The 16,131-nt window shown below is 34.9% G+C and carries 14 protein-coding genes and 1 CRISPR repeat array; of the genes, 3 read left to right on the forward strand and 11 right to left on the reverse strand.

The features are described 5' to 3' along the window. Positions 1 to 5 precede the first annotated feature (5 nt). The 3 genes from Q0486_RS05885 to Q0486_RS05895 are packed head-to-tail and all read left to right on the forward strand — an operon-like array spanning position 6 to position 1,423. The gene (locus Q0486_RS05885; RefSeq protein ID WP_299231159.1) at positions 6 to 347 is read left to right on the forward strand and encodes a hypothetical protein; all 342 of its coding nucleotides are present in this window, start codon (positions 6 to 8) and stop codon (positions 345 to 347) included. Between the two features lie 21 nt (positions 348 to 368). Further along, positions 369 to 734: a DUF4810 domain-containing protein gene (locus Q0486_RS05890; RefSeq protein ID WP_299231161.1), complete on the forward strand. Its 366-nt coding sequence runs from the start codon at positions 369 to 371 to the stop codon at positions 732 to 734. Next, entirely contained in the window at positions 731 to 1,423 is a 693-nt protein-coding gene (locus Q0486_RS05895) for a GNA1162 family protein (protein ID WP_299231163.1), read from the forward strand. Before Q0486_RS05890 ends, Q0486_RS05895 begins: the two co-directional genes overlap by 4 nt. 55 nt (positions 1,424 to 1,478) lie before the next feature. Here Q0486_RS05895 and cas2 read toward each other — a convergent pair whose 3' ends face one another. The 11 genes from cas2 to Q0486_RS05950 form a co-directional block, all read right to left on the reverse strand. Beyond that, the gene (gene cas2 / locus Q0486_RS05900; protein ID WP_299231165.1) at positions 1,479 to 1,781 is read right to left on the reverse strand and encodes a CRISPR-associated endonuclease Cas2; all 303 of its coding nucleotides are present in this window, start codon (positions 1,779 to 1,781) and stop codon (positions 1,479 to 1,481) included. Further along, entirely contained in the window at positions 1,775 to 4,105 is a 2,331-nt protein-coding gene (gene cas1, locus Q0486_RS05905; protein ID WP_299231167.1) for a CRISPR-associated endonuclease Cas1, read from the reverse strand. Before cas1 ends, cas2 begins: the two co-directional genes overlap by 7 nt. Before the next feature lie 26 nt (positions 4,106 to 4,131). Continuing rightward, positions 4,132 to 5,973: direct repeats of the CRISPR family, unit length 35 nt; unit sequence GTCTCAATACCGCCGTAGCAGTAGCTAATGTAATC. Positions 5,974 to 6,429: 456 nt separating this feature from the next. Beyond that, on the reverse strand, positions 6,430 to 7,776 hold the full coding sequence (gene cmr6 / locus Q0486_RS05910; RefSeq protein WP_299231169.1) for a type III-B CRISPR module RAMP protein Cmr6: 1,347 nt from the start codon (positions 7,774 to 7,776) through the stop codon (positions 6,430 to 6,432). 26 nt (positions 7,777 to 7,802) lie between these two features. After that, complete coding sequence (cmr4, locus tag Q0486_RS05915; RefSeq protein WP_299231171.1) at positions 7,803 to 8,594, reverse strand: type III-B CRISPR module RAMP protein Cmr4; 792 nt, start codon at positions 8,592 to 8,594, stop codon at positions 7,803 to 7,805. A gap of 18 nt (positions 8,595 to 8,612) precedes the next feature. Continuing rightward, the gene (locus Q0486_RS05920) at positions 8,613 to 9,632 is read right to left on the reverse strand and encodes a type III-B CRISPR module-associated Cmr3 family protein (protein ID WP_299231173.1); all 1,020 of its coding nucleotides are present in this window, start codon (positions 9,630 to 9,632) and stop codon (positions 8,613 to 8,615) included. Between the two features lie 6 nt (positions 9,633 to 9,638). Beyond that, entirely contained in the window at positions 9,639 to 11,111 is a 1,473-nt protein-coding gene (locus Q0486_RS05925; protein WP_299231175.1) for a type III-B CRISPR-associated protein Cas10/Cmr2, read from the reverse strand. A gap of 16 nt (positions 11,112 to 11,127) precedes the next feature. Continuing rightward, a complete protein-coding gene (locus Q0486_RS05930; RefSeq protein ID WP_299231177.1) occupies positions 11,128 to 12,378 on the reverse strand; it encodes a hypothetical protein in 1,251 nt (416 codons plus the stop codon). After that, the gene (cas6, locus tag Q0486_RS05935) at positions 12,375 to 13,328 is read right to left on the reverse strand and encodes a CRISPR system precrRNA processing endoribonuclease RAMP protein Cas6 (RefSeq protein WP_299231179.1); all 954 of its coding nucleotides are present in this window, start codon (positions 13,326 to 13,328) and stop codon (positions 12,375 to 12,377) included. Before cas6 ends, Q0486_RS05930 begins: the two co-directional genes overlap by 4 nt. Beyond that, positions 13,329 to 13,619, reverse strand: a complete 291-nt coding sequence (locus tag Q0486_RS05940; RefSeq protein ID WP_299231181.1) for a hypothetical protein — start codon at positions 13,617 to 13,619, stop codon at positions 13,329 to 13,331. 140 nt (positions 13,620 to 13,759) lie between these two features. Next, entirely contained in the window at positions 13,760 to 15,292 is a 1,533-nt protein-coding gene (locus Q0486_RS05945) for a CorA family divalent cation transporter (protein ID WP_299231183.1), read from the reverse strand. Further along, a complete protein-coding gene (locus Q0486_RS05950) occupies positions 15,279 to 16,058 on the reverse strand; it encodes a hypothetical protein (RefSeq protein ID WP_299231184.1) in 780 nt (259 codons plus the stop codon). Before Q0486_RS05950 ends, Q0486_RS05945 begins: the two co-directional genes overlap by 14 nt. Between the last annotated feature and the right edge of the window lie 73 nt (positions 16,059 to 16,131).

Genomic DNA, 16,131 nt, shown 5'->3' on the forward strand with positions numbered 1-16,131 from the left:
TGAATATGAAAAGACAAATATTGAGACTCGTCTGTGCTTTTGCATTGCCTGTATTCTTCACGGCATGCAAGACTCCTGTAGCCCAGCAAAGCGGGAAAGAAGATATGGCCTATCTGCTATTTGTCAGTCCCGACGAATATGCAGGAAAAGAAGTGACAGTTTTTCTGGATGACCGCGCTCCTTTTACTGTGAAAGTTGTTAAAGAAAAAAAGTCAAATAGGAAAGGTACACAGTATGGAGTAAAGACAGGCGCCAGAAACATAAAAGTGACAAGTGGGGGTAAGACACTGTATCAGAAGAAAATATTTGTATCTACCCAGGAGGTCAAACAGATAATGCTTCCATAACCATAAAATGTGGAATGAAGTATGAGAATCATAAAATCGATATGCATATCATTGCTGCTGACACCGGCTATGTCGTTCATGACATCTTGTATCAGCACCTCCTCAACTTTATATTCATGGCATGGCTATGAAGATGTAACCTACAGGTACAGCAAGAAAAGTACCGAAGAACTTAAGGTGAAGCTGCTTGAAGAGTATGCCAGAGTGATAGACAGTCAGTATGGCTTGCGTGGCGTGGTTCCTCCCGGAATGTATGCCGAATACGGCTATATGCTATATCGTACGGGCAAACGTGAAGAAGGAATAAAATTTCTGAAGCAGGAAATAGCACTATATCCTGAGTCTGAAAAATACATATCCAGAATAATAAAACAATTGGAGAAATGAAAAGAACTATAAATCTGTTCATCGTGATACTGTCTGTCATTATGGTATCATCATGTTATACCACTAAGCCTCCTGTTACCTTGATCCAGCAATATCCGAAGATGTATGAAGAAAAACCTCTTTCGATTGCCATAATGCCTCCAATCAACCAGACTACACATGTTGAGGCTAAGGATTACTTTTATACCACACTGTATGTTCCCTTATGTGAAAAAGGATATTATGTTTACTCGCCATATCTTACAATGGAAATGTTTCAGCAGGAGAGTGCATACGATGCTGAAATGTTTCTTGAAGGAGATTTGACCGCTTTCAGGGATGTTCTAGGAGCAGATGCAGTTATGTTTACGGTTATCAAGAGTTGGGAACGTGCTAATGTAAGCGGAAAACTTACGGTACAGGTGGAATATATTCTCCGGTCGGCAAAGACAGGTGAGACCCTTTATAACAGAGAAGGCCGTGTGACGATAGACAAAAGTATAGACAGTGGGCAAGGCGGTTGGGCTATCCTGGTAGATATGGTGGCTACAGCCATAAATACTGCGCTTACAGACAAGATTGAGGCAGGCAGAAAGTGTAATGCCCGTGTGCTTTCCAATATGCCAGTAGGAAAATATTCTCCCCTTTACGGCAAGGACATGGAACAGACAGCAGGCGAGAAATATATTGAGGTCGTTATTGGGGAATAAGTTTCAGAACTTACGGGTTCTGTGTCCGTAAATTTTGAGGTTAGTTTGGTGCAAATTATACTACAGTTACAATTTCTGGTTTTCTTATGTGTTTCGTACTATAAATAATTTTACTATAGCAATTAACACAGAGTGGATAAAATATTATTTTATCTTCTGATAGATCTATCAGCTTAATGATTTTCTCTTGTAGCTTTTCTAATTGAGATTCAGTCAGCATACATTCGAAAACGCTGAAATTTACTCTTACTCCATGTTTTTCAATTATTTTTACAATTCTGGAACGTCTTAAGTCATCTGTTATGTCGTAAGCAATAACCCAGAATGTCTTATTCTTATTAGTTCTTTTCTTTACCATTTTGCTATATATGGTTTATATCTTATGTTATTATCAATATAGTCAGCTATTTCTTTTGTTTGCATATTTATTATATCACTGAGCTTATGCTCATTACCTCTGTATTTTTCGTATCTGTTCAGTCTTTCTGTTATGTTTTGTACTAACAGTTTTTTTGTATCATTATCTAGCAAACCTTGTTTAAGTTTTAGAGGCTCTTTTTTCTGTATTAATGAAATCACAACTCTGTCAATAGCTTGAGTCCTGAATAATTCGATTATATCGTATACGAATGTAGGTTTTCCTGCTTGCGGCTTATGTATCACACTGATTGTCGGATTCATTTTTTTAGACAATACTGCTTGCCATATTCGTGCATAAAGTATTGCGTATCCATAATTGAGCATACAATTGACAATATCTGTTGCCCCATGTCGTTCTCTGTGTGTGAAATTTATTTTATCATCTTTTGTTAATTCTCTGATGTATGCCCAGTATAATTCTGCTCCTTGTGCTTCTAAATTTATTATATTGTTTTCATAATTTTCATTCCCTTCCAACATTTTTAGTTCATTTAGTATATTTTTAATTTTGGGAATGACTTCGTTGTATTTACTGTTGAGGCTTTCGTAATATTCTTTATGGTATTTATGGAAATATTTTATCAGATTCATTTGGTTTTTAATTTTTCCAGATATAATTCTTGTTGCCAATATACTTTTCTTTTTGTTGTCAAGTTCTGCTTGTTTCTTCCATAGTGACGTATGAATGAAAGATGCCGAAAGAAAACTTCCTGTATGTTTTCCGGTAGCATTGAAAAAATCTATACCAATCTGTTTTTGCATGCAATATTCCAAAGCGTTGCTCGATATTGACACACCGTTGGTAAGGATTGTTATGTGATGCAGATTAGAAGAAGGTATATTTTGTTTATTTCCCATTATTTTTACGGTTATACCTTTGTTGTTCACCCCTATATATGCTCCGAAACTGTTTATAATGAGTTCGCTTGTCTCGTTTTCTTTATTTCTGTATTCTTTTTTTCTTTTGGCAATAAGTTTTTTGTTTATTAATTCGTTTTTTTGTTTTATCTCTTTCGATTTCTCCAGTAGGTATAGGTTTATTAGTTCAGACTTTAATTTTCTGTTCTGGATAATGTTATTTTCGGAAAAGAAAGGTATACTTCTTAATTCTCTTTCCAGAGTCGTTTTATTTGGTATATCTTTCCATTTTGTATGTATTAATTGTTTTAAATGAGAATATAAAATCTCGTCCAGATCATTTAGTATGGTTTGTGGAAGCAGATTTGCATAATAGTTTTGTATTCCACCGAGTGCGTCTAAACCTTCCTGACAAAATTTTGTTTTTCCCCATTGCAATAAAAGTATTTTTGATTTTAACTTTTCCCTTTTTTCTTGCGTTATTGATATGTTTTGATTGTTGACAAGTACTCCTAAGAACTCTATACCTTTTTGTGTTTTTGAGATGACAGGTTCATTTAACTTCAGTTTTAATCTTTCCTGTAGGAATGTAGAACATTCCGCAAGTAACTTTTCTGCTTCTTCTTGTGTTTTACAAAGAATGATGAAATCATCAGCATAGCGTACATACATTTTGGTACGTGACAGTACAAACTGATCGAATGAGTGTAGATAGAAATTAGCTAATAATGGTGATAATATTGCTCCTTGTGGTACTCCTTGCTCTATTTGTTCCCATTCCTTTTGCTTGTTTACCATTCCCATTTTTACACATAGTTGAACGAGGCGGAATACTTCATCATCAGGAATTAATGGAAAAACTCTCTTGAAAAGTATTTCGTGGTTTATAGTGTCAAAATAATTATCAATATCAAGTTTAAGAATGAAACTGTATTTTTGGTTTTGTAAACATGATTTTGTAAAACGTACTGCTTTGTTGTGACCTTTCCCCGGTCTATATCCATAGCTGTTGCTAATGAATATTTTTTCGAATTTGGGTTCTATTAGGAGTTTTATGGCTTGTTGGATTATTTTATCTTTTATGCATAACAAGCCTAATACTCTTCTTTCATTTTCTTTTTTGGGAATACTAATACGCAAATAAGGTTCTGGTTTCCATGTTTTAGAAATCAGTTCTTGCTTTATTTCTTTTAAATGTAAATCCATGTTCAATTCAAATAATTCAATGGAAACTCCATCAATACCACCGGCTGAACCTTTTTGCTTTACATTTTTCCATGCTTTTAATAGTGTATTGTCTTGGCATAAAATATTAAATAGACTCTTTTTCATTTTTATGTTTTTAGTATTGATTATAATATGTATTAATGGGGATGCTGTTCCAGTAGTAGCTAATTTAATCAAAAGAGTGAAAATATACAACAAAATAACGTTTTAATATTACTTGGTAATAGCTAATGTAATCATATTTATACTATGAATGCTGAAGAATTATTGTCTCAACACCGCCGTAGCAGTAGCTAATGTAATCATAGGGTTTGAGTGGTATTCCACTGAATCCAAGCCTTATAGTCTCAATACCGCCGTAGCAGTAGCTAATGTAATCTAAGATGTTCTACCCGCTATATGCCAAGTTAGAGTCTCAATACCGCCGTAGCAGTAGCTAATGTAATCTTTTTTTTCTCCGAGTATTAATTTAAAACAATATGATGTCTCAATACCGCCGTAGCAGTAGCTAATGTAATCACTTATAGATATTAAATTATTAACTCTAAAAGTCTCAATACCGCCGTAGCAGTAGCTAATGTAATCAAAATATATAAAATTATGAAAAAGATAATGCAAGTCTCAATACCGCCGTAGCAGTAGCTAATGTAATCAAAATACGATGATGAAGGTCCTTGGACGATATGTCTCAATACCGCCGTAGCAGTAGCTAATGTAATCAATTCCTATCTCAGAAGAAGTATCAACAAGTGTGTCTCAATACCGCCGTAGCAGTAGCTAATGTAATCATCGCATCTGCGATGAAAGCGGAAAAGTTATAAACTAGTCTCAATACCGCCGTAGCAGTAGCTAATGTAATCATTTAAATATAACAAAATTATGAAAACAAACAATTCTGTCTCAATACCGCCGTAGCAGTAGCTAATGTAATCATTTTATTGCAGCACTTCCACAAGGTGAATGATGTCTCAATACCGCCGTAGCAGTAGCTAATGTAATCGCTATGACTGCCACGGAAAAGATAAATATCCCTATCAATGTCTCAATACCGCCGTAGCAGTAGCTAATGTAATCTTGAGCTTCGTATGGTAGAAGAAGTTGACGAATGTCTCAATACCGCCGTAGCAGTAGCTAATGTAATCAAGAAATTTATTAATCAATAAAAAATAATGTCTCAATACCGCCGTAGCAGTAGCTAATGTAATCAAACTACAGAAGAACAACGAGAGATTCCAGAAATTTGGGTCTCAATACCGCCGTAGCAGTAGCTAATGTAATCTTTATGAATTAATTATCGTTATGGAAAATTTATTATGTCTCAATACCGCCGTAGCAGTAGCTAATGTAATCAAAATAATTATGGCACAGAGAAAATTTCAGATGAGTCTCAATACCGCCGTAGCAGTAGCTAATGTAATCTCTCAAAAATAATGGGGAGTTTTTTTAATTTTATTTTTTTGTCTCAATACCGCCGTAGCAGTAGCTAATGTAATCTTAAAATCATTCTTAACTGTAATTACAAAATGAGTCTCAATACCGCCGTAGCAGTAGCTAATGTAATCTACTAAATACATTTTTAAAGATGAACAAACTATGTCTCAATACCGCCGTAGCAGTAGCTAATGTAATCTTTTTCTGCCACTGATATTTGGCTCAGTAGGTCTCAATACCGCCGTAGCAGTAGCTAATGTAATCTGGCCGAAACCAAGATAGGTGTTAACTTCGCAGTCGTCTCAATACCGCCGTAGCAGTAGCTAATGTAATCACTAAGAAATTATTTTGTAAAATTTAAAATTATGTCTCAATACCGCCGTAGCAGTAGCTAATGTAATCTTTTTTTGTTGAATTAATTTAAATTTTTCAAATATATGTCTCAATACCGCCGTAGCAGTAGCTAATGTAATCAAAATTCTGGACTGAAGATGACAATTAAGTCGAAACAGGTCTCAATACCGCCGTAGCAGTAGCTAATGTAATCTTGCTATGCTAGGTATTAGCGTCGTGTTGTTGGTCTCAATACCGCCGTAGCAGTAGCTAATGTAATCATTCTGATTTCTAGTATTTTATAAAATGACTAGTAGTTTGTCTCTATTTATAATTGCCTGTTATTCAATCCATAGCATAATTAAATTTGATATTTTCGCAAATATAGCTAAAAAAATAATTAAAAACAAGTGTTTTTGGTGTATTACTTTTTGTAAGTGCTTGTATTACAGTATCTTATTTGTTCGTAAAAGTTCGCAAATGATTTATATGCCAGGCTATAAAATGACATTTGCGAAAAATATGAATAAGATGTTTTTTCGGACACTTGATAATCAGGCTATTGTAAATAAATCTATAACAGATTTTCGCAAATCCTCTTATTGATTTTGTAGAATAAAAGGTTCACGAAAATCTGTTTAAACGCTCCAATACTTCTCGAATATGCAATAGCCTGTAAATTAACAGTTTAATTGATATATTAATTTTCGCAAGTGTTTTCTGTACAATTCATTGAATTAGGCTTCCTCAAAATGTCCGTATCCTACATTTGTTTTGGCTCCAATACCAAAATCCTGAAGTATCTGCCTGTATAAATCTATCTTGTTTACCTCTATGTTTGTTTCCTTGTTTAAAATATAAGGTGTGAATTTGAAGAAGAATGTAAATTCTATGTCTGGTAATACTTTAATGAATTGTATAGGGTTTGGGTCTTTATATGGATTTTTATGTGGGGTTATATAGTCGTCACCGATAAACTTACCATCTTTAGGACCATTTGTTATGATAGCGTCCATAAAAATGTCATAGTTGTCTTTTTCATGATTGAATATATTTTCCGCCATGAGGAATATATCGTTGTCTGTACATTTAATTCCCTGTTCTGACAATAAAGAACGTATGTAGTCAATACGCATACGGTTGTATGTTTCATTCTTTTTTTTATCCGGGAAAGCACTGCGTAATACCCCTTTTACCGAAGATCCTGGTATTATTGGCAATCCGGTGGAATAATCAAACTGGAAACCACATTTAATATCGTTCTCTATAGGGGTACCATGACTTAACCCTGAACCTATAAGCAGGCCCGGATATGTGGTTTTTAGCTTTAAAGGTTTGAATCCGTTTTTTTGTAGGTTGTCTGAGATAAATTTATTATCATTGAGCATTCCGTTTAAGCGTGAACTGAATATAAAAGGGTTCTTTTTTTCCTTCAATATTATCTCCTGAAGAATAGCGTCTTGAGGCTTTGCGGATTTCTTATTATTCGTTTTATTGTAATAATATTGTATGTCTATTTTGTTTTTACTGTAATCATGATAATAATCCCTGTAATAAAGCCATCCTACATTGGATGATGCGTTAAAGCAATTCTTGTCAAGAGTATAGTCTGAAATATTGATTGATGGTTTATTAGAGTTTTTGTTCTTACTTTTTTTCTCTTTGTTGTCTTTTGTTTCTGATTTTTCGTCTGACTTTACAGGCTCATACATCCTGATAGCCATTTTTATTGCTGTAGTGGCTTTGTCTATGCTGTGTAGGAACCGTACCTTATCATCTTTGTCTGATAGCTTGCTATACATGTCGGACAATGACTTATATCCACTGACATTCTGTGGGATAAGGTCAAATTTTTTCATCAGCTCCATTATGGCCTTTGGCAACAGATGTCTTTGGGCAGCACTGTCGGAGTCTTCATTCTCATATATTATTAAAGCGGGGAGGAGTCCCGACTGTATGGCGGTGGCGGCAAAGGATGATATGTATCCTTTGAATTCTTTTGGGAAAGTATTATTGCATGTTACTATCTTGGTTTTAACCAAAATCTGGCATGCGTTTTCTATCCAGTTACTATCTGTTTTCATACGTCTATGAGTTAATTTTGGAGTATTTATTTTTCTACTGTAAGCTTGCAGTAGCCGTATCCCACTGTAGCGTTTGCACCTATCTGTACGAGTGATGAAGTTATGACAGATACGAACTTTTCATATATTCCGGTGTCTTGCGACATTAATACAGGAAAGTACATTCTGCTGAACCTGGGCAGAACCTGTTCGTACCAAAGGTTTTCGCTTTTCCCATTGTCAAGATGGTTTCTGGCTATTACTGGAAGATGATAGTTGTCGCATAACGTATTGAAATCATTATCGGGCAGCAGTACGCAATTCCTGCCGATTAAACTTGCCAGATTCTGAATGTTCTTGTTGTAATCTGCATATGTTTCCAAATCTTCAATGCGTGCCTTATTATATTTTTCTGAAACTACTTGCGGCTTGTTTGCCGTGAGTGAGTAAATCTGCTCTTCTTCAGGAGTAAGCGGAAGGCCGAAAGTACGGACTGTATCAAAATATTCTTTCAGTAGTGCCGGACATGTAGCCATGAGATACAGGGCCTTGTCGCTTCTTACAGGCATTGCAAGCAGACGTGCATCGAAAAACCTGTATTTCCCGGCTTCGCGTTTGGATTTGTCTTTCACATCACTGCCGAATATGTGTTCTATCAGTGAGCTGTCTTCCGACTTGAAGTGTTCTCTTAAAGCTCCTTTCAGACTGGATGAATTGATGACAGGAAATTGGGTGATGCTGTCGCGCTGGATGAGATTGTCTATTACGCTTTCGTTTGCTTCTCCACTACCTGCATGCAGGTTGCTTATGTTCTCTATTTTGATGATATGTGATTTCATAATTGCAGTTTTTAAAAATTAAATGAATATATTTAGTCCGACATTGTTCAGATATGGAGCCGCTTCGGGCTTGACATCTGTATATACTATGCCTCCACGGGCAAACAAATGAAACAGATCGCTTTTTTGTGGACGTTTCCAGTTATGTCCGTTTTGGCTTTCTGTTATTATATATCTGTTGTTCAGGCTCGTTCCCCATATAAAAGGGAATGCGTCTCTTTCCTTATCGGTGAAATATGTGTCGGATAGGAGCAGAAATCTTCCGTCTTTATGAAGAGCCTTGAAATAATCTTCAAAATACGTATCATTGGTTTCTGTTTTTTCTATGTTCATCATGAATGCGGAACGGTTTCCGCCTAAGAATACTATTTCGTCTGTCACTTCATTTATTTCCTGAAATGTTTCCAGCTTGAAGGCAAAATTATATTCCTTTTTAAGTCCTGCTGAAATTATTTTGAAGAATGCGTCAGATTCATTTTCGTTTCTGCCGTTTTTGGTTATTCCTATCTGTTCGTTCTGATAGAAGATTTCTTCTACTTTTTTATCTTTTAACTTGCCGTTTATCCAATATTGATATGTGTTGTATTCTTTAGGGTCGTATCCATTCATGATGACACCTTGTTTCTGTAAACACGATGATGAGAATGAACACTCTATGTCATCGCTTAACTTAATGTCAATTCCATAGTCTAATGGTTTCGGAGTGTAGAATGCCTTTTCTTTTTTGCATTCTATAAATACAGGTGATATTTTTTTGATTATTCCGTAAGACTCTATAGAAGTATTGTCAATAGAAAAGCTTTTTTCGCCTATTAATCCTTTAACCTTCGACAATGTTTCGCTGTCCTTGTTATAGGACAAAAGATTGTTTTGTCGGAGTATCTCGTATCGCATTAAACCAATCAAAGAGGAGACTTGCGGAAGCAGTGAAGACATGACGTAATAATTCTGTTTGCCTTCCTCTCCGAATGTAATCTCGCCTCCAAAGAAATAGCTTCCAAGGGGGGTGAGCCTAACCATATAGTGTGAAGTATTCATGGCCGTTTATTTTTTTATTAATAGTTCGATGTATCTCATTATTATGTGTAATTGCTTTATCCCTTCGTTTGAATTGTAAGTCAGAAGGTATCCTGATATTTTATCAAAGAAGTCTTTGCAATTTTCGTGTGGCGATTCGTTGAAACTGTTGTCAATGAAATTTCTCAGGCAACTTTTCCGCTCATTTTGAGTTTTATTCAGAATAGTGGTTAGCATGACTTCTTGCGATGTAAGCCAGTGGGTTACTGAATGAAGAAATGCCTCTTCCCTTACAATGGCTTCTGATATCAGATTTGTGTTTACTGACATTAATTCAGATTTACTTTTGTCTATTTCTCCCCCAAAGCTTTGTCCGCTATGTTTTCGTACGTTCCAATATATTTTGTTTTTCCCGTTTGGAGAACTTTTGGCCTTTTCAAGTAATTCTGCAGACATGTTTCTGGCCTCATACATAGGGAATTTATGGTATGAGACAGATATGCCATAAGAAATTGACGGCTTATGTTTCAAGCTTTGTATATGAACATTACTTCTTATGATTGTATCGAAGCTCGTATCTATATCTGTTATTAAACTGAATATGTCTTTCTTTTTTGAGGCATTGTATACAGGTGCGAAGAAGAGGATGTCGTCGCCACCCTGATAAATTATCTGACCGCCATAGTCGGATACTATTTCGTTTATTTTTTTGTTGTATCTGTCGAAAACATCCTTTACTTTTTTGCCCAATAAAGAAAGAGTCTTGCCGAAATTATCTCCGTCGGCAGAAACGAATGTGATATATTTCTGGTAAGGCTCCAGTTTTTCGTCCAGCTTTCCTTTTATTAAATCATTTAATGTGGCGTTAAGATTTCTTGCCGCGTTTTTCCCGGCCGAACATTCGATTATAGTATTGAAAAGACGTCCTTCCTTGTCATCACCAAAACCGTCGGTGTATAACAGTGATTTGGACGATGTGCTTTCGAAATATTCGGCAAGGTAGTTCCTTTTTTCCCTTGCACAGAATGTGTCACGACATTCCATTCCTGCCAGAGTATCTTGTAAGGATTCTATTATTTCTTTCTCATTCTTTTCTTCTGTGAATTTTTGCTTGACTATTATTATACGTAGTGTCTGTTTCAGGTAATAGAATATTCTTTGTTTCTCGTCGCACAGCTCTAATACCCGTTCTATATTTTCAGCCAGTTTCTCCAAAAGATTGTCACACTCGTTCCTTATGTCGTTGATACTCGTATCCTCGTCTGCCTGGAAAATGTATTGGTCCGGAAAACGTCCGACTCCATCTCGGAATTCAAACATATCTTTTGTGATTTTAGGCTTTAGAAAGTTGTATCCTTTCTTGTAGTATTTATCAATGATATGTTTTGCGATATATGAGAACATATAACTAGAGGCCCAAATGGCTCTGGTACTTTTTGAGTAATTCAGAATCCTGTCTATAGGACCTAATGTTATTCCTATGTATATTTTATTATTCATGGCTTATCCTGGTTATTTATACTTTTCTGAAGTTTGCGTTGTCTCCTTTGAAAGGCTTGAAAATTTCTTCTATTTCTTTGTTCTTGTAGTTCATTTTCTCACCTGTTATAGACAGACCTTTATTACCTACAAGATTCTTATACCGATTTTCTATATATGCGAAATAATTTTCCAAAGTAAATTTATCAAACACTTTTATACCGTATATATTAGTTTCTCTGTTTTTGGTACTTGTAATTTTGAATCTCTGTTTCTTGAGGTCTTCAATTGGACGTGAGTCTAAATGTATATATACAATACATTTATTCCCGATGATTGCCGGCCTGTATGTTATCGGAGACTTAAAGCGTGTAAAGCTTTTATTCTTATTTTCTTTATCTTCTTCTTTATTTATTGCAGCTATCTTTATGGTGTCGTTATAATCTTTCCATCGTTGAATACTGGAAAGTCCTAAAGCATCTCTGAATAACCATTGTGGTTTGTTCTTAGAAGACTTACATTCCTGGTATTCTTCAGCCATTTCTTTTCTGTGTATATATTCATTTCCTTTATTCTTGTATGTATTGTTTCCAATATATGGTTCAATACCACAGATGGATTTATATACATCGGTGTATAGCTGGAACTTATGTCTGATTATAGGTTTGTCCCACTGTAGTTTATTATCTTTGGCATAAAAATACATGAGAGACTTATAGTATACGTTTTTTTCGTTTATGCCGCTTCGTATCAGTTTATGGAAGTAATATATGTGATTGAATATGGAATCATAATCAGTAGTTGGAAGTGTAAACATATATTGGGCTCCAAAAGGATTGCTGAATTCTGACTGTGGAAGTTCTTTATCTTCAGGAAAGAAGAATCCGAATCCCTTATCCTGCCTGGTGCCAAAACTGTGGGTCCCGAAAAATTCGCATAGATGTTTCTTGATTGTCTTGATTAGCTCATCGTGGAATGAGAATATATGCATTCCTATGGGAGCTGTATAAAATATAAGTTGTTTCTGATTTCTCCAGTCTCCCATATTACCAAAAAACAGCGGAGTGTTATTGCTCATAACTTGATCCTTTGGTTTGGGGGCGACGAATGACAGCTTATATTCAAGTGCATTTCCTGCAAATATAAACTTTTTCAGTCCTGGCTCTTTCTCCAACAGGAATTTGTCAAGTTTGGGCTTGACTTCTGTGGCACGAAGGCAACATCCTGATTCATCGTGTTGGAAATGCCACATGGGTGTTTGTTGTTTTAGCTTAATAACTTCTTTCATACATTCATATCTCTTAAGTTGGTTTTATAATTTATTCCATAAGTTCCTAGTCCGAAATTGACGTCGGAACCGACACCTATGTTGGTGCAAAATTCCAGCAATGGTATAAAGTATGCTTCAACATTGTGGAATGACAGTTTTCCTGTATATCCGTCCATTACGTATACGCTGGATTTGCCAACTTTAGGAGTGCAGTATAATTTCTCGTATCGTATATTTGCTTCAGACAGTATGGCTTTCGATGACAAAGAAATATATTGTTCTATCCATTCATCCAACTGCTGGCGGTTTTCGAAGTCCGTGCATCCGGAGTATAATATACTTAATGTTATTGCCCGGTAGGTTATGGAACGCATGAACTGATAAAACGACGGAAAATTGTTTAATTTATTCTGAAATCCATTACCTGCTTCCTTTGGTAAGTGCATAAGGCATACCGGAGTCTTCAGATTCAATTCCAGGACTGTTTTATTCATTTCGTTATCTGTAGTAATATTAGGCAAACTGTAACTGTCGCTTTCTATTACATCAATAAGTTTCATTGGTTTTACAGGATGTCCTATGCCTCTGGATAACATGTTTTTTACGGCTTCTATCACTAATTCCTTGTTCTCGATAAAACTTCCTATTAATATCATTCTGAAGTTATATATATAGTTTGCCCTGAGCTTGAATCCGTCACCATATTTGGGTATATTGCTGCAGTCCAAAACAAATCCTTTTGGAAATCCATCTTTTAACTGTTTGTATAAAAAATGATTTTCCTGAATTGGTAATGTCTCTATTTTGCTTCGTAATGACACACTGTCTTTATCCGTTACAAATTCGGCCTCGTATAGAAATCTGTTTCTTAGTGCAGCGCCAATCCAGTGTCTCATGCTTATGATTTCTTCAGTAAAGAACCTGAATTCTATAGTTTTAATACGAAGTCCTGTGTTTATAGCTCTCATTTAATTCTCTAGATATTGTTTGATACTTTCATAAGATTGCTTTATGTTCTCTATACTTTTTTTCAGGTCTTCGTTAGAAATGCATTCTTTATTGCCTGAAAGAATAAGATTCATCAGAATTATTCTTCTTGTCTCATCTATTCTGCTCTGATTATGTTCTTCCTGCAATTTATTTACCTTATCTTCCAAATCTTCTTTTTCCTTTTTAAGGTCGTTATATTTTTTATTTTCCAGTTGTTCCCTTACGTATTTTTCCCATTCCATCTTTTGCGCAAATTCTTTGTCTTTCATGTTTGATTCATGATTATGCTGCATTTCCAGTATTTTGATTTTCTGCTTATTTCTGTCAATAAAAATATTGTATATTAACAAGATGATAAAACTTGACAGAAATAGTCCCCCAAATATTAGTGTAACAAAATTGTTCATAATTATTTCCTCCATTTCTTTATAAAATAAAATGCTATAACTGATATTATGAGTATAACTGCAGTGTGAATCCAAAAATCCATTCTGGCTTCGAGTTCACATGCTCTGTTCATGCCTAGGAATCCGCACAGTAGCGTTGCCGGCAGGAAAGCTGCTGCAAGCAGGTTCAGCTTTTCCCCATTCTCATTCCTGTTCTGGTCAACAAGTAGGGTGATATACTGATACAGCTCGCTGATTTCATCGTCCAGATCCTTTATCTGTTCTTTTGATGCAAATTGTTTCATTAACATATCGTATAATTCTATCCCCTGGTCCTGTACAGTCACATTGCGGAAATATATTTGATTTACAAAACGTATATATTCTTTATACAAAGAACTTATATGCATTGCTACTTCTTTATTACTATATCCTGTCAGTCCGCTGACTTTGGTTACTTCGCTTGAAAAACGGAGCATAGAAGCACGCTGGATGATTATAAGTTCGAACATACGTGAATATATAGTACGCATGTGCATAGCTAAAACGTTTGTAGCAAACCAGTTCCTGTCTGTGAGTAGTACAAGTGAGTATCTTGATGCACCATAAAGGCTTCCTAGTTTTTGCCATCTGAAATATGTTGATGTTTTTAAAAGTTCTTCTTTCATAGTTTCGTTTTGGCAAGTCTCGTCAAATGGATCGTCTCCATTGTCAATAAATACATATTTATACCAGAAATCACCTTTTACGAAATCATCTTTTTCATTTTTAGCATTGTTGACAACTTTTTTTGATAGCTCATTATTTCCATACCAGCAGTTTACAAGCATTCTATCATCAATAATAGAACTTGTATCCAACTCTGCAGACAAATCCTTAATCAGATTTTTTATGAACAATGCAGGTTGCCATATATGTGATAGTCCTCTCTCATAATCAAGCGCCTGTTCTTTATAGTTGAAACTATCTGTGTAGGATGAAGGATCACCGTCCAAACCTACTATAGATATTGATGTAGCGAGTAAACTGCGATTTTCCGGGTTGAATTCAGCGCTATGTGGCGGCATTATCCTTCTTCCAAACTGGTTTATGTCTCTTACGGAAAATTCGTCTTTCTGATTTTCTTCCTCGTTACTTAAATAGAATGACATGATACCCACTCCGGTAGAGTATAAATTTAAATTCAGAGCATCAAGTCTTAACTTATATGTTTTATCCTTTACCTTGATAATGTAGTATACATTCTTATTTTTGGGCTCTTTACGTTCGTAATGATGAATTAATGATGAATTATTTCCTTTTATGTCATATAATACTGGGTGGACAAATTCGAAGAAATACTGTTGTTCACCGAATAATTCTTTCGCTTCCTGTATTTCGGATTCGGATAAAGGAACTTGTTTATGTTGCAAGTCTAATTGTACTCTTTCCCACATTGACTTTTCTGAGAATGGTATTTGGCTTAGGTCACATTGAATGGAAAATGGTTTGTCTTTGTTTGATTCTAATGACCAACGAAATGGAAAATAAAAGATATGATAACTAAATGATTCCATATTCTATAGTATTAATAAATTGATTGATTTCCTGTTCTTCATAAATATTTTTTATACATCCTATATATCCATTGTCTCCACCACCGAAAAACAATTTTCCTTTCTGATATTCTTCATTGTAATATTCTTTTATGTGTTTTGATTTATATCCATAGTACATCCATTCGTTTTTTGTGTATATTAAGAGTGAATCATAGGGATATAGGCGGTCGCATATTGGAGAGAACTTATTATTGTATGCTTTTATGATTATTGTACCATTAGTTTTTCTCTGATTGTCGTTTATTGCTTTTTCTGCAAGAATCTCATCCTCATCAGTTATACCTTGCGCTTTACGATCCGATTGCCTTATAATTTTTATTTCACTTTCGGTAGCTCCTATCTTTTTCATTCCAGGTATATATGATTTATCGTTTGCAGAAACTAATGAATAGTATCTTGTAGTCTGTACATCAAGTAATGTCATTATTTGTTCTAATGCGCTTGGATTATTTGATTTATCATTGTGATGATCAATCTCAATATATTTTTCATTACTAAGCAAGAGATCGTTCTTTAGTTCAATTCCATAAATTATACCATTGGGGTTACATTTTTGGAAGATTTTGATTTCGTTTTTATAATTGCTCAATGAGGCGTTGTTCCACTTAAGATGTTTATCAGCATAGTTGCATGCTTTTTGTTCCAATATATCTTTTATGGTACACATTTCCAAATCATATCCACCTAATAGAAATAGTGTGTTGGGTTTATCTATATTACACATTTTTATTGCATTTTTGTTGATATAAAGTTTCTATTATATAATTTTGTGTACAATATATGATAAATTATTGGAA

The organism is uncultured Bacteroides sp., from assembly GCF_937912035.1.
Lineage (GTDB): Bacteria > Bacteroidota > Bacteroidia > Bacteroidales > Bacteroidaceae > Phocaeicola.

Bases quoted from the DNA above. Each gene is read 5' to 3' on its own strand.
- Q0486_RS05885 (WP_299231159.1), top strand. From the start codon at position 6: ATGAAAAGACAAATATTGAGACTCGTCTGTGCTTTTGCATTGCCTGTA.
- Q0486_RS05890 (WP_299231161.1), top strand. From the start codon at position 369: ATGAGAATCATAAAATCGATATGCATATCATTGCTGCTGACACCGGCT.
- Q0486_RS05895 (WP_299231163.1), top strand. From the start codon at position 731: ATGAAAAGAACTATAAATCTGTTCATCGTGATACTGTCTGTCATTATG.
- cas2 (WP_299231165.1), bottom strand. From the start codon at position 1,781: ATGGTAAAGAAAAGAACTAATAAGAATAAGACATTCTGGGTTATTGCT.
- cmr6 (WP_299231169.1), bottom strand. From the start codon at position 7,776: ATGAAAACAGATAGTAACTGGATAGAAAACGCATGCCAGATTTTGGTT.
- cmr4 (WP_299231171.1), bottom strand. From the start codon at position 8,594: ATGAAATCACATATCATCAAAATAGAGAACATAAGCAACCTGCATGCA.
- Q0486_RS05920 (WP_299231173.1), bottom strand. From the start codon at position 9,632: ATGAATACTTCACACTATATGGTTAGGCTCACCCCCCTTGGAAGCTAT.
- Q0486_RS05925 (WP_299231175.1), bottom strand. From the start codon at position 11,111: ATGAATAATAAAATATACATAGGAATAACATTAGGTCCTATAGACAGG.
- Q0486_RS05930 (WP_299231177.1), bottom strand. From the start codon at position 12,378: ATGAAAGAAGTTATTAAGCTAAAACAACAAACACCCATGTGGCATTTC.
- cas6 (WP_299231179.1), bottom strand. From the start codon at position 13,328: ATGAGAGCTATAAACACAGGACTTCGTATTAAAACTATAGAATTCAGG.
- Q0486_RS05940 (WP_299231181.1), bottom strand. From the start codon at position 13,619: ATGAAAGACAAAGAATTTGCGCAAAAGATGGAATGGGAAAAATACGTA.
- Q0486_RS05945 (WP_299231183.1), bottom strand. From the start codon at position 15,292: ATGGAATCATTTAGTTATCATATCTTTTATTTTCCATTTCGTTGGTCA.
- Q0486_RS05950 (WP_299231184.1), bottom strand. From the start codon at position 16,058: ATGTGTAATATAGATAAACCCAACACACTATTTCTATTAGGTGGATAT.